11 protein-coding genes and 1 pseudogene are annotated in these 14,538 nt (G+C 40.2%); 3 read left to right on the forward strand and 9 right to left on the reverse strand.

Going from position 1 to position 14,538, the window contains the following annotated elements; all coding sequences use genetic code 11:
• Positions 1 to 48: 48 nt before the first annotated feature.
• The 9 genes from L656_RS0107830 to L656_RS0107870 all read right to left on the reverse strand — a co-directional run bounded on the left by L656_RS0107830 (position 49) and on the right by L656_RS0107870 (position 11,136).
• A complete protein-coding gene (locus L656_RS0107830) occupies positions 49 to 2,445 on the reverse strand; it encodes a PKD domain-containing protein (RefSeq protein ID WP_024598775.1) in 2,397 nt (798 codons plus the stop codon).
• 220 nt (positions 2,446 to 2,665) lie between these two features.
• The gene (locus L656_RS0107835; protein ID WP_024598776.1) at positions 2,666 to 3,559 is read right to left on the reverse strand and encodes a hypothetical protein; all 894 of its coding nucleotides are present in this window, start codon (positions 3,557 to 3,559) and stop codon (positions 2,666 to 2,668) included.
• Positions 3,560 to 3,763: 204 nt separating this feature from the next.
• Positions 3,764 to 6,295 carry a TonB-dependent receptor plug domain-containing protein gene (locus L656_RS0107840; protein WP_024598777.1) on the reverse strand — a complete coding sequence of 844 codons (2,532 nt, stop codon included), beginning with the start codon at positions 6,293 to 6,295 and terminating at the stop codon, positions 3,764 to 3,766.
• Positions 6,296 to 6,563: 268 nt separating this feature from the next.
• Positions 6,564 to 7,409 carry a DUF4198 domain-containing protein gene (locus L656_RS0107845; protein WP_024598778.1) on the reverse strand — a complete coding sequence of 282 codons (846 nt, stop codon included), beginning with the start codon at positions 7,407 to 7,409 and terminating at the stop codon, positions 6,564 to 6,566.
• Positions 7,410 to 7,443: 34 nt separating this feature from the next.
• Positions 7,444 to 7,953, reverse strand: coding sequence for a DUF2271 domain-containing protein (locus tag L656_RS0107850; RefSeq protein ID WP_024598779.1), 510 nt, complete (start codon positions 7,951 to 7,953; stop codon positions 7,444 to 7,446).
• Positions 7,953 to 8,585 (reverse strand): PepSY-associated TM helix domain-containing protein, encoded by a 633-nt coding sequence (locus L656_RS0107855; RefSeq protein WP_024598780.1) that lies wholly within the window; start codon positions 8,583 to 8,585, stop codon positions 7,953 to 7,955. The genes L656_RS0107850 and L656_RS0107855 overlap by 1 nt, the downstream gene beginning before the upstream one ends.
• A gap of 122 nt (positions 8,586 to 8,707) precedes the next feature.
• Positions 8,708 to 9,103, reverse strand: coding sequence for a YbaN family protein (locus L656_RS0107860; RefSeq protein WP_024598781.1), 396 nt, complete (start codon positions 9,101 to 9,103; stop codon positions 8,708 to 8,710).
• 128 nt (positions 9,104 to 9,231) lie between these two features.
• On the reverse strand, positions 9,232 to 10,554 hold the full coding sequence (locus L656_RS0107865) for a hypothetical protein (RefSeq protein WP_024598782.1): 1,323 nt from the start codon (positions 10,552 to 10,554) through the stop codon (positions 9,232 to 9,234).
• Positions 10,555 to 10,653: 99 nt separating this feature from the next.
• Positions 10,654 to 11,136, reverse strand: coding sequence for a MarR family winged helix-turn-helix transcriptional regulator (locus L656_RS0107870; protein WP_024598783.1), 483 nt, complete (start codon positions 11,134 to 11,136; stop codon positions 10,654 to 10,656).
• Between the two features lie 427 nt (positions 11,137 to 11,563).
• On the opposite strand from L656_RS0107870, the gene L656_RS0107875 reads away from it, so the two are divergent.
• The 3 genes and pseudogenes from L656_RS0107875 (at position 11,564) to L656_RS01000000122050 (ending at position 14,520) form a co-directional block, all read left to right on the forward strand.
• Positions 11,564 to 12,412, forward strand: coding sequence for a D-hexose-6-phosphate mutarotase (locus L656_RS0107875; protein ID WP_024598784.1), 849 nt, complete (start codon positions 11,564 to 11,566; stop codon positions 12,410 to 12,412).
• A gap of 29 nt (positions 12,413 to 12,441) precedes the next feature.
• The gene (locus L656_RS0107880) at positions 12,442 to 12,975 is read left to right on the forward strand and encodes a PH domain-containing protein (RefSeq protein ID WP_024598785.1); all 534 of its coding nucleotides are present in this window, start codon (positions 12,442 to 12,444) and stop codon (positions 12,973 to 12,975) included.
• Positions 12,968 to 14,520 (forward strand): annotated as a pseudogene (locus L656_RS01000000122050) (PH domain-containing protein). The gene L656_RS0107880 and the pseudogene L656_RS01000000122050 overlap by 8 nt, the downstream one beginning before the upstream one ends.
• The last annotated feature ends 18 nt before the right edge of the window (positions 14,521 to 14,538 follow it).

Raw genomic sequence — 14,538 nt, forward strand, 5'->3', positions numbered from 1 at the left:
AACTACTGGGCTAAAAATAGCACTTTATGTTGAAGGGCTTGTTGGAGACTAAATATTACAAACACTTATAATTGCTGAGCTTGGTTGGCCTGAATCAGAATGGTAAATAGTAATGTTTGAGCTTATTGTATTTTCAACGTTTGTTTCAATTACTGTTACTTCAAACTCTGCTGATGCAGGTAGGTCGATATCCAATTCGCTATCGAGGTAAGTACTTCCGCTTTTTTGTAAAGTAAGCGGTTTTGTTTGATCAAAGCTAAATTGAAAGCTATCTGACGCTAAAAGTGTATCTACCATGTTAAAGCGTAAGTTAACGGTGTCGGGGCCTGAAAACTCAGCACACACAAATACCGAAACCTCAACAGCTTGTAAAACGGGCATGCTATTTTGGCCTATATCCACAGTAAAGTTGCTTTGCGTAATTGCTACAGAGTTATATACCCCGGTTGCGAGTCTTTCGTCTGCGGTGGTTATGGTGATTTTTTCACCTTGTGCTAAATTAACCTCTTCATCAAAAAAGCCGTTTGTGTTGGTAGTGTACTGCAGTCCATTAATTGTTAGCTGTGCATTACTTATAGCCGCTTTTTGCACATTAGTGAGTAGCCCTTTAATGCGACCGGTAAGTTGTGCAGAGTTGGTTACTGTAATTGAAAATTGCACACTTTTTGAAAATCCATCAGCATCAGTTGCGACAACGGTTAACGTGTAACTACCTGTCATATCGGCGATAAATTCGGTAATACTTTGGTTTGTATTGCTTAAACTGGTGCTCGAGCCTGAAGGCGCTGATAGTGTCCAGGCGTAATCGAGAGTGGTTCCCTCAGGGTCGTAACTTTGGCTTACATCAAATTTAACTGCATTGCCCACTACATCGTAGCGTGATTGCTCCCCTGTGAAGCTAATTACTGGCAATGCGTTTTGTATTACATCAATTGTTAGGGTTTTTGTGTCGGAGTACTGCACGCCATCGTTAGTGCGTAACGAAATAACAACTTGCCCCTCGACTGATGAGCTAAACGTTGGTTTTGATATTGTATTACTGCTAAGCATTGCTTGGCCTTGCGACGAAATGATTTCCCATTGGTAGCTTAGTGGTTGGCCTTCTGGATCGTAACTAGTCGAGGCATCAAGTAAAACTTGTTCATCAACCGTTATAGAGGTTTCATAAGTTACCAAAGTGATAGGCTTTTTATTGCTACTGGCATGCAGTGCTGAGGTTGCTTGGTTTGAGCTTAATTGCCCATCAGACACTGTAAGCACTACAACGTAGTCGCCTTCTTTATCGGCAACAATAGAGGGTGTTGCTGATGTGCTGTTAGTCAGTTGTGATGCACTATTTACAGGCTTAGCTTGTAACTGCCAGTTATAGCTCAGTGTATCTCCGTCAGGGTCGCTACATTGTTGGCACTGCAAAGTGGTAGATTCGTTTAACGTAATATCACGTTCGGATTCAAGTGTTGCAACGGGGGCTTTATTACTTGTGGTAACAGTTAAAGTAACTGATGCGGTATCACTTTCGTTTTGTTGATCGGTAACAGTGAGTGAAAGCGCGTAATCTCCAGCTGTTGACGCTGAAAACCCAGCGGTATGATTTTGCATGTTTGAAAGAGCTGGCGTGCTGCCCTGGGGTTTTGCTGTAATTGCCCACGCATAATTAAGTGTATCGTTTTTATCGGGATCAGTGCTTTGGTTACCATAAAGTGTAACAACTTCATTTGGGGCAATTGTTTTATTTTCTACGTTTATAACCGCTTGTGGCGATGAGTTAGAATTAAGCGATTCACTTTTTATGAGTACGACAGTACTTGCTGTATCACCTTGTGAATCAGTAACGGTAAGCTCAACTTTAAACTCGCCTATTTCGTCGGCAACAAACTGGCTTTTTACTTGAGTCGCATTTTCAAGCGTTGCATTACTTGCTACAGGCTTAGTAATAAACTGCCATTTGTATTGATTAATTGCGCCGCTGGTTGTGCTACTTTGCGCGGCATTTAAAAGCACAACATCACCTTGCTTAACGGTTTGTGTGCTACCTGCGTTAGCTATTAGTTGGGTATTTGCAGTAACGGTGAATTGTTTTTGTGCCGGTGTGCTGGAAAGCTTACCGTCACTCACGGTTAATACTAATTGGTATTCTTGTGCATCAGATACTGAAAACTCAACGGTACTTTCGTTATTAACCGTAATCGGTATTTCTACTTGTTCGTTTTTGCTGGTTAATTGCCATTGATAGGTGAGTGCATCGCCATCGGGGTCGCTACTTTGTGCAGCGCTAAAAACGTGGGTGGTATTTACTTTAAACCCCGATTGTTCGGTGGTAATAACCGCAATAGGTTTTGTGTTAGTGCTGACCGGTTTAGCTACTGTTTTAGAGTCTGATCCTCCAGAGCCACATGCTACGAGGGTGAATAAAGCAGTAATTAAAATTAATAACTTCCATTTCATAATATCAATATCCTTTTAAAAAGTTGAATATTAATATGTACCCAAATTAGCTATTAAGCAAAAAAATAAATCAAATAAGTACTTTTGTATTGTTTTGGGAAATAGTTAATGCGAAACAGTGCTACTTTTGAATCATTTATACTTTGAGAGGAGTGTTTTATGCCCTGATTGATAGGGCATAAAGTATATTAAAGGGTAGTTGAATAACGGTTAAATAGAGTTAGTCAGCTACTTTTACTGAACCGCTAATATTATCGATACTTACATCGCCCGAGCCCGACTCAGTAATAGTCAGCCCCTTTGCATGGTTAACGCGAATATTACCCGAACCGTCTTCAATTGTTACGCTTGAGCCAATATGCTCAATAAGCAGGTCGCCAGAGTTATCATCAACATTAACTGCACCGCTTATATGGCTTATCACTAAATCACCCGATCCATCTTCAACGTTTAGCGAACCGCTTATGTTGCTCACGTGCATTTCACCCGAACCATCGTCAATAGTTGCATTGCCGCTTACGTTGTTAATATGAATACTGCCAGAGCCGTCGGTTAGTTCTAGATTACCCGCGATATTTTCAAAGTTTACTTCACCTGAGCCATCGTCAACAGTTAGGTTTTTAGCACCGCTTATAGTTAAATTCCCTGAGCCGTCTTTTACATCAATATTGCTTTGCATAGCATTTATTAAAATGTCGCCTGAGCCATCATCAATATCTAAATTTAGATTACTTGGCACAGTAACAACTAAATCAATATGTGGAGACTGACCATTGTAAAAGCTAATACCATTACGGCTTTTATTTTGGGCAACAAGCTTTGCCTGTTTACCGTCTTGCTCGAGCGTTAGCTCGTATTCGTCTTCAATATCGGCTGTGTAAATGGTGGCATCAACACTAATGCTGGTGGCTGTTTTTGAGCCTTTTATTTCAAGGCTACCCGCACCGCTTAATACGTTTAAATATTCAAGATTATTGCTTGGCAGTGATAGCTGTTGAGTTTGCTTTACTGAGGCAACGCTTGGCGATATATGAAATACACAGCCACTTAATAATAAAATGCCGCCAATAAGCGAAAGTGGTTTTGTAATGCTAGATACAGTTGATGAGCTCATGTTTAGTCCTTTGTGTTTGTTATTTATGCTTGTTTTGTATAAGCATAGTAGAGCAAAAACGAGACCAACTGTAAGTTGTTGATTTTATTGATTTGATGGGTGTGTTTAAAAAGCCGGTTTACTAATGATTGGTTAAAAACACTAAAAGTTAGCAAAAAGGATGCACATGGCATCCTTTTTAAGTGTTTGCTTTTAGGTTATTTATTAAAAGCTGTAAGTAATGTTACCGTATAGGAAACGCCCGTCTAATCCGTACGGTGCATATGGCGTGTACGGGAATATTTGGCCAAAGTCAGAGTAACCAATGTTATCCACGGTTGCTTGTGGGTACTGATCGAATAAGTTGTTTGCACCAACGGCAAACTTCCAATATTCGTCTGGACGGTATGCCACTTCTAGGTCGGTGATCCACTTAGGGTCTAGGTATTCATCGCGGTCAGCTGTAGTTGAAATATCAGCGACTTCACCATAACGTGTGGCACGCAGGGTAGTTTGCCATTCGTTAAAGTTCCACACTGCTGATAGGTTCCATTTGCTATCTGGCGTGCCTTCTTCAAAGCGACCTACTTCACGACGTGCAAACACTACGTAGTCGTCACCTAGTGAGTTTAGCTCGCTTGGGTTGTCGTTTACGTGCGTTACTTCGGTGTCGTTAAAGTTAGCTGCTACGTTTAAACGTAAATCACCTAAGTTGTCTAAATCTAGGTTATAAGTGGCAACTATATCTACACCTTGCGTGCGTGAGTCGATAGCGTTGGTAAAGTAACGTACGCTTTCGGTATTTAGCTCACCGGCATTTTGTAGTATTTCTACTACGGCATCGCCCTCTAAGTTTTCAGACAATACAATACGGTCATCAATATCAATACGGTATGCATCAACCGTTAAGCTAAAGCTGCCTTGCGTGTACATAAAGCCCGCTGTAACGTTTACTGACTCCTCAGCATCTAACGGCTGAGCACCAAGTGCTTGCGCTGCGGCTGAATCGGTCGGGAATAAACCCACTTCAAATGGTTGGTTGTTTTCAAGTACTGTTGATATTTGGCGGTACGAGCTTTGCGCTAAAGATGGTGCACGGAAACCTGTGCTAATTGCTCCGCGCAGTGATAGGTTTTCAGTAATGCTGTAACGCGAGGCAAGTTTAGAGGTAAACGTGTCACCAAAGTCGCTGTAATCTTCATAACGACCCGCTAAAACTACGTTCCATTTTTCTGTTAAGTAGGTATCAAACTCAACAAATAAAGCGATGTTATGACGGCTTTCGTCAGTCGCACTTTCTGGTCCAAAGCCAGCAAGTACTTGGGCGCCACCGGCTGCAATTGGGTTACCGTCGCTATCAAGGGCTGTGATGTAAGACGCTTCTTCGCCTTCTTCAATTTTGTAGCTTTCGTGGCGGTATTCAGTACCTACGGTAAAAAATACGTCATCAGGTAAACCTAAATCAAGTGTGGTATTGGCCGTTGCGTTTACTAAAAACTGATCGTAAACCAGTGCACCGTTGTCAAATTCGGTTGGGCTGTCGGCACCTAGTGATGTGTTAATACTATTTACAACACCGAAACCAAAGTCGTTGCGGCCGTAGTTGGTACTTACATCCCATGTCCAGTCGTTAGTTTCGCCTTGTAAGCCCAGTGCAAATGAGTAGTCTTGTACGTCTGTTTCAATTTGCGGCAAAAAGCCATCTGGGTACACTTCTAAAACGTTACGGCTGTCTTTTGCTCGGCGGTAAAAACCACCTGAATTACCTTCACGCTTTGAGTAGCTACCAAATGAATAAAGGTTTAAGCCGTTATCTAAATCGTAACCCATGTTGTAAAACAACGCGTAATCTTCAAGGTCGGCTTTACCAAAACGGTGGTTGTAACGATCGATAGTAAATTCGCGTGGGTCTAGGCTGCCATCATCAAGGCGGCTGTATTGTTCGCGTGGGTCAAAGCCAGAGCGCTGCGTTGAGTCGTTATCACGGTACTCAATTGATACGTTTACAAAGCCGTTATCAGATAACGCAAAACCAGAGTTTGCGCTAACAGTGCGTGTTGCACCGTCGTTTACTTCTCTGTCGCCACCGGTATTAAAGGCTAAGTCGCCGTTTGCATCTGCATAGGTACTTTCTAGCTGAGATACACCAGCCATTTGAGTATCGTATTTACCGTACGTTACACTTACGCTACCGCCTTCTGAGGCATCTTTAAGTACAATGTTAATTACCCCAGCAATTGCATCAGAACCGTACTGTGCGGCTGCGCCGTCACGTAGCACTTCAACACGTTTAATTGCAGAGGTTGGAATCATGTTCAAATCAACAGCTGTAGAGCCTCGACCAACAACACCCGCTAAGTTTAATAGTGCACCTGCATGGCGGCGCTTACCGTTTATAAGTACTAATGTGTGATCGGGTGCTAAACCACGTAAAACTGCTGGTTTTGCATGGTCAGTACCATCGCCCATAGTGGCGCTTGGGTAGTTAAAGCTAGGTACTTGGTTTGCTAGTATTTGGCTTATTTCTAGCTGACCCGTACTTTGCATATCACCGCTGGTAATAATGTCTACGGGTACCGTACTTTCGGCAATACTTCGTAAGCTTCTGCGAGTACCGGTAACCGAAATTACTTCGATATTCTTTTCTGCTTGATTATCTTGCTCTGCGGCAACGGCCATAGAGTAAGGTGTGCTAAGTGCAGTGGTAACGGCCAAGCTAAGTGCTAGTTTATTTGCAGATAAACGCTTAAAAGTCATTAATTGTTCCCCAAGAGCTGCTAGTCGAAAAGGAGCGCATCATATAGAAGCGACTACCCTAGTGCAAAGATAAAAACTATCTAAGATATTCTAAGTTGTTAACATATAAGGTCACTGTTTACGCGCGATATAAGCGTTTGGATCGTTGTAGTTGCAATCTTGTGTCGAATGGTTGCGAATTCAAGGGAATTTTAGATAAAAGTTAGTAAGACGTAAAAAGGCCAAGCAAATGCTTGGCCTTTCAATTTTTTAAATTTAGTAATTTAAATTATTCAGGGGCAACTTCAAGCGTTGTAAATAATGCATAACGTCCTGCATCTACGCCTTCTTCATTTACGGTAACCTTGTTAGAAGTTTCGATTAGGTATAGGCCTGGTTCTTTCCATGTAATTGTAAACATACCTTCTTTATCGGTCGTTACTTTTACTTCGCCACGGTTGTTACGGTAGCGTGTGTCGCCTTTTAAAATGCTTACTTCAATGCCTTCACCTGCAGATTTACCATCTTGTAGTAATTGAAAACGTGCTTGTTCACCTACAAATAAATCGTTTGGATGCGTTGGGCCACTAAGCTCTAAGCCTAAACCTAACTGTGCTGGCTTTGTGGTGCCATTTCGGCTTACAAATGTATCTACTGTTGAAACAACCTTTGTTGTAGTTACATCTTTAGCGTTACTAGGTAACTTAGCGTCTGTTTTTTTACCAAATACACGCTTACGCTTACCTTCTTCATTTTTGTAGAAGGTCATGTACATTGGCTTTTGGGTCATTGCAATGTGGTAAGTGCCTTGCTCTGTTAAGCTTACCGCAGCTGAGCTTTTACGTTTTAAGTAATAAGCACGGATCGTTTCAGATACTGGCTCACCATTAGGCGCAAGTGCCATTAATAACGTATCGTCGTACTCTGCGCCTTTTTCTTTAGGTTTAAAGGCTTTGTCTGGTGCAAAAATTTCGTTTGAAATACTGGCGTCAATCATTACGTAATGCGCGTTATCGCCTGATAAAGATGTATGCGAAGGTAGTAACCAACGTCCGTGTGCACTTGCTGAAGTTGACACTAAAGCAGATAAGCTCAATGCGCCGATTAATGCCGTTTTTAATAAATTAATTTTCATTGTATTTCCTTAAATTCAAATGATTAAGTAGCAGCTACTTAGTGCTTACAGTGACGAAACTTGTAGAAAATTCTTTTTTACCATCGATGATAATTTTACCTGGCTTTGTTAAATCGAGCTCTAGGCGTGTGTAATCTCTGCCGCCTTCTTCGCGTACAACTTCAATATTTAATAAGTATTTACCTGGTTTTACTGGGTTACCGTCTAAATCATTACCTTGCCAATTTATGGTGTAAGTACCCGCGCGCTTTGTTGCGCCGCTAATGCCGTCAAAGTTGGCATCGCTTTTACCGGCTTTACGCCACCATTGGCGTAAGTCTTTAAACCATTCTGCTTTTTGCACCCAAAGTGCAAGCGTAGTTACGTGTTTGCGCTCTGGTGTTTCAAGCCAAACTGCAACGTACGGACGGTGGTACGGTTGTATTTCTAAGTCGGGAAGCGTTAATTCAACCTCTAGCTGTGGTGTTTGCGCATGCGCTGATGTTTGAAAAAACGCAGCGATGAGCAGTAATGCGGCGCTTATAAATAATTTAAATTTAACCATTAAGACACTCCTTTTATTTGTGGAACCCAACATAAATAAATAACCAGTGGAGTTGCGACTCCCAGTACGGTTATCCATATTCCTGCTAAGCGTTTTTTTCTATTTTGAAACAAAATAATCATGCCGGTGATGGCAAATAAAATCATTAGTACGGCAGATATATCGATTACCCAGCTCCATACTTCACCGGTGTAGCGACCTTTATGTAAGTCGCCAATAAGGCTTAAAAAGCCGCCTGTTTGGTAATCTAGGTTTAACTCGCCGGTTGTAAAGTCGAGCTCTGCGTAGGCAAACCCTGCAGGCAATGGGTAGTCGAGCATGACGAGCGCGTCTTCTTTTTCCCACTCAATGCTTTTTACTTTTGTAAGTGCATATTGCTCGGTTAAGTAAGCTTCTATTTCTGGATAAAGCGTTGGTAGCGTATTTAGCTGTTCATTTGCTTTAGTAACTAGCTCTGCTGGAATTGTTGCAGTTACTTGGCCGTTATTTTTATCGTTTTTAAGCCAGTCAACATGGTTAAGCACAATGCCGCTAACGCAAAATAAAATAAGCAAAAAAAACAAAGCTGTAGAAATATAAATATGTAGAGCACGGCTTGTACTATACAAAGCCCGCTTATTAATAAACGACATAAAAACAGTTAATAAATTAAATTTACAACATGATAATGATTTGCATTAGCTATTACAAATTTACTTACTTATCTTTACATAAAAACTTTAAAACAAAGGTGTATGCAGGTAAAAATGAACATTTAATGCTTAGGAGGGCAGGAAGGTCTTAAAATAAGATAAATCATTACCGATACTTCTACTACTGCAACGAGGCAAATAACCCAGATAGGAGCGGCTGAGTACAGTAAAAATATAAAGCCAATTAACATGCCAATGGCGGCGTAGCATTTGGCTTTAACAGGCACTACTTTATAAGCTTGCCATTGCTTTAGAGTTACACCGTAACGAGGGTGGTTTAACAGCCATTGTTCAAGCGCGGGTGATGAGCGAGTAAAGCAGGTGAGCGCTAAAATAAAAAATATAGTGGTAGGCATGACCGGTAACACAATGCCAATAATACCCAAGGCTACAAGTATTAAGCCAAGCGCTTTAAACCATAAGTTTTTATAACAAATAAACACCGCTTTTATATTCACTTAGGCTCTTTTTAGGCGTGTTATGGTATCTCTAATTGTAGGCTAAATAGCTATTAATTCGAAGCTTAAAATCAATAAAAAAGGGCAAACTAAGTTTGCCCTTTTAAAAAATAAATGCGGTTAACAGTTTAGAAGTAGTAACCTACGTTAATGTTAAAGCGACGCTCTGTATCGCCTTCACCAATAATTGAACCGCCAATAAATGGCTGGTTACGTGCTTGAATAAAGTCAAAGTACGTAAATAATGGGCCTGCTGATACGCTCATACCGGTTACGTTCATCCATGTGTCTGCACTGTCGTCAGATTTATCGTAAATGATGCCGTAATCGTTGTAAAACTGCACGCCTGTTATTGGGCCTAAATCAACCGATAGGTCATAAGCTACGTTAAAGTTAGTCATAGTCGCTTCGCTTGATACGGTATCGTAGTAGTCAAATGCACCTACAACAAAGCGGTTGCTGTTGTCGTCTAGGTCGTAGTCGTACTCACCGTGCTGAAATTGAATATTCCAGTTATTAATTTGGCTGTTTACGTGGAACGCCCATGCGCCATAGTTACCTGCACTATCGTTACCATCATGTAGGCCACCACTTAATAGTGATACACCCACATCTGTTTTAGCGTTTTCGCCATGCTCAATTTGATACACTGTGCGGGCTGCAAACGTGTTGTATTCACCAAGGCGAGAACCTGGGGCATCATATGTGCCTTCGGTGGTTGCACGGCTACCAACAATATCGAAAGAGTAACGTTCGTTAACTTCAGAGCTGCCATCAACGCCGCCTACTTCATCATTTTTGAAAAAGCCTAGGTCTAGCTTCCAGTTGTCTTTTAGTTTACGGTTTACTGTTACACCCAAATCAAAGTCGTCTTCTAGGCCAACATAGTAGTTAGTACTAAAAAAGTAGCTGTGTGAGTTGTAAGGACCATTACCAAAAGGCACGGGAGCAATACCTGCTTGTGCTTCCCAGCCATCAGTGAATTCGTAGCCTAAATAGGCGTACTTAACCACGGTCATGTAGTCGTAAAAGCGAAAATCACCATTTACAGAAATATCGTTTATTTCGCCAGATAAGTTAATACGAAATACTTCAAAGTCTAAATCGCCGCTACGATCTTGAGTGTCTTCATCGTATGAATTAGTGCTGTAGTTAAAACGCACTGCTCCACCTACTTTAATGCCTTCATCTTTTTTCTCAGGCTCTGCTGCGGCAACTTCAACCACTTTTTGATCAGATTTTTTACTGATGTTTGCAACTTGTTGTTCGTGTTGCTTGTTAATTTGTTGCTGTTTTGTTTTTTCATCAGCTAGCTTATTCTCAAGCAACTGCATTTGTTGCTTAAGCTGTTTAAGTTGGCTTTGTAGTGTGTCTAGATCATCAGACGCATAAGAAGTGCTTGTAACACCACCTAAAACTAGTGCTAGTGTTAATTTTGAGAGTTTAGTCATAATAGCCGCTCTGCTTGTGATTAAAAAATAAAAAATTCAAGACGTCAAAAGACGCCTTACGTTTAGAGTAAGTACAAAACTATGTATTTTTTTTATTGTTTATTCTTTAGGAGCTTGAGTAAGTGCACCAACTTCTAGAAGGGGCGATGCATCTAATTTATCTGCATCCATCATCGCGGCTACACGCTGCATTGATGAGAGTAAAAGGCTCTGTTCCCACTCAGCAAGCGCAGAAAACTTTTCAATAAAGTGTTCTTGCAATGGCTGAGGTGCTTTATCAAGTAACTCTTTTCCTTTCTCGGTGAGGTATAAGCTCACTCTGCGTTTATCCATTTGACTGCGTACGCGTGTTACTAAGTTTCTGCTTTCTATTCTGTCGAGAATATTGGTGACCGTTGCTGGGCTTAAATTTACGTTTTGAGCAATACGGCTCGCCGTTATTCCATCGGTTTTTCTAACTTCTTGCATTATAAGCAATTGTGGGCCTGTTAAACCCGAAGTTTTATTTAGCTGCTTAGAATGTAAGTCAATCGCGCGGATCACTTTACGTAAAGAAACCAATAACTCGTCATATTTTTGCATTTGCTTATCTCGTCGATGGGGCGGTAGCTTGCCGTAATCGCGAAATGTTACACATCAAATAAATTGAATTCAAACAATATATTGCACATTAGGCCGCTTTTATTGGTTTTTAATAGTTAGAGCAGTAACTAATGTAAAATTATGTTGTTTAAATTATAGTAAATTTTCTTAGCATCTTGTGTGCATTAAGTTGCGCACAGTACGTATGTTGTGAATAATTGGCAAGTCTTATTGTATAGACTTTAGTATTATTCATTTACAGCTGTTAGTACAAAGTAATTGTTTGTGAGTTTACTGTATATGTATTAATCGGCAATGAACAAATTCAGCAATCAATATTTAATATCAATAGCGTATACTTTAAGCATGCATTATTGTTTCTGTACAAATATTAAAAATCTTTAGTATCAGTATTATAGGGGAAGGTATGAAATTATCGCCATCAGTTAGCATTGAGCAAAGCGAAACCGGTCTTGAGTTTATTAAAATAGCTAGTGCAAAGTGCGACGCAAAAATATTTTTGCAAGGTGGGCAAATTACCGAGTATATCCCTAAAAATAACAAGCCACTTATATGGGTATCACAAGACGAAACCTATCAAGAAGGGGTAAGTATTCGAGGTGGTATTCCTATTTGTTGGCCATGGTTTGGTACACACGCTAATGATGGGTGGCCTGCCCATGGTTTTGCGCGCACAAGCGTGTGGCAAGCTGATGAAGTACACGAATCTGATGAGCAAATTACAGTTAGTTTAAAGCTACCCATGAAGCTTGTTAATACGACGTATTGGCCACATCAGTCAGCATTAAAAGTTGAGTTTGTATTAAGCGATAAATTACAGGTTCGCTTAACTACGACTAACTTAGGGAGTACGCCGTTTAGCTTTACTCAAGCGCTGCATACCTATTTTCCTACATCAGACATTACAAATACCCATGTTGATGGTTTGCAAGGCGCGCAATATATTGAGTTTGGTGAAGGGCCATTTGTACAAAATGATGTTGTAAGTTTTGAGCGCGAAACCGACATGGTTTATACACAAGCAAATACAATTCAAACTATTAATACGCCAGAGGGTGTTATTAATGTGAGCCGCGAAAATTCAAGTTCGTGTGTACTGTGGAACCCATGGATAGAAAAATCAAAACGCTTATCTAACTTTGCTGACGATGAGTATAAAACGATGCTCTGCTTAGAGGCTGCTAACGTATTGACAGATAAAGTAACGCTTGAGCCAAAACAAAGCCACACCTTAATAACCACCATTAGTTGGTAATTAATTAAAAGCAGTAATAGGGATAAATAGTGTTTAACAATCAACAAATAATGGATTTACCAAAGCATAGTGATATTAGCTTTAAGCCATTGGCTGATAAAGCCTTACTACATGCACAGCTTAGCTCGCTTCTGTTTTATATACCGCTAATTGGTGCGCTGATTGCGGTTTGTTATTTTAATGAAGCCTTTGCTAATAATGCACAAACGTATTTGCTAATTGGTATGCCTATTTTAGTGGCCGTATCTATGCTGTACAACATGATAAGTGTGAGGTTGCGAGGTTTCGCAGTGCGAAATCATGACATTGCTTTTAAAAAAGGTGTTATTTGGCAACAAGTGACAGTATTACCTTTAGCACGTGTACAGCATATGGAAATACACCAAGGACCAATAGAGCGAAAACTCAGCCTTGCGAGCATTAAATTATTTAGCGCTGGCGGTGTAAGTGCCGATTTACAAATTAGTGGATTAACCCATGATGATTGTAAAAATATGCGCCAATTTGTACAAAACTACCGCCAAGACGACACAACACCTCAGGCAACTTTAGTCGATGAGTAATACAACTATCGAAGATCAAGTCAGTCCTATTTACTGGCAAAAAGTATCGCCTTGGGCGCTTTTATATTTTGTTGTGCACTTTAGTGTGCGCTTTGTAAAAGATGGCCTTTTAAACTTACTACCTATGTTTGTAGTGTTTGTTACTCAAGTGGAAAATAAGTTGTTTTGGGCGCAGGTGGCAGGCGGTATTGCACTAGTTTTATTATTTGTTTACTCATTTTTATATTATTTAAATTTTAAGTTTTGTATTAGTAGCGACAACGAAATATTGCTTAACAAAGGTGTATTTAAAAAAGAGCGACTTACGCTGAAATTTGGCCGTGTGCAAAACGTTAATATTGCCGAACCATTTTATTTTACCCCTGTAAACTTAGTTAATTGTATTTTTGATGCTGCTGGCAGTGTGTCACAAGAAGTTGTTTTACCAGGCGTCACCAAAGATTACGCACAGCAAATGCGTAAACAAATATTTGATTTTAAAGCGCAGCAACAAGAAAAAATACAAAATACTGAACAAAGCGAAACAGACACTATCGAAAACAAGCTAAGCATTAGCAATAAAGAAATAGCTAAATTTGGTTTAATGTCGAATATGGCTATTTTAGCAATCGCTGCTCTTGCCCCTTTTATAAACCTGATTGTTAATTTTTTAGAGAAGCAAATTATTACCAAAGTAGAAGGCTTTTATCAGCAAGAGCTGGGTATGCTGGCCAGTGCTGCTACCTTTGCAATGATCACCTTAATTATTTTGTTAGTTTTGGCTGCTGTGATGCTATCGGTGACTATGTCGCTTATTCGTTTTTACAACTTTGAGCTTTATTTTAAAGGTCAAAAGTTTAAACGTATTGCTGGCTTGTTAGAGCGCCATCAGCTTTCGATGAGCATGGATAAAGTGCAATCTATTGTTATTAAGCAAAATCTAATGGGGCGATTATTAAAGCGATTTACCGTTGAGTGTTTACAAGCAAGTAGCGGCGGAATAGCAGCNCAGCCGGTGCTGCGGCTAAAAAAAATAAACAAACCTTAGTATTACCTGTATTAAATAGCGAACAAGTTGATAGTGTATGCCAATGGATTTACCCTTGGTTTAATAGTAAAAAACTCGCTTTTAAGCGCGCAGAGCGAGCGCTTTTGTATAAAAATTTAGGCTTTTATTCACTGTTACCCAGTGCATTAGTGTTTGGCTTTTGTTTTATTGCTGATATTAATACTTTGATAAGCCTTGGTGTTTTGGTCGTATTTTCTGGCTTGGTAACTTTATCGTATCAGCGTTATGGTTATTACATGCATGAGGATAATGGCCGATTTTACATGGTTGTACGCAAAGGTATGATTGGGGTTCATTACCGTGTTTTTGAGCTTTATAAAGCGCAAAGTGCACGCAGTATAAGTACCTACTTAATGAGAAAATCAGGCTTAAAAAGCCTGTATATACAACTTGCTTCAGGCTTTGCATTTATGCCCTACATAAAGCAGCAAGATGCTGACTTTATTATTGATTTTACAATCAAACAGATTGAGTCAGATACCCGCAGCTGGATGTAAACTCCCCTAATAAAACAT

It is taken from the genome of Pseudoalteromonas sp. TAE56, assembly GCF_000497955.1.
Taxonomy (GTDB): Bacteria; Pseudomonadota; Gammaproteobacteria; order Enterobacterales; family Alteromonadaceae; genus Pseudoalteromonas.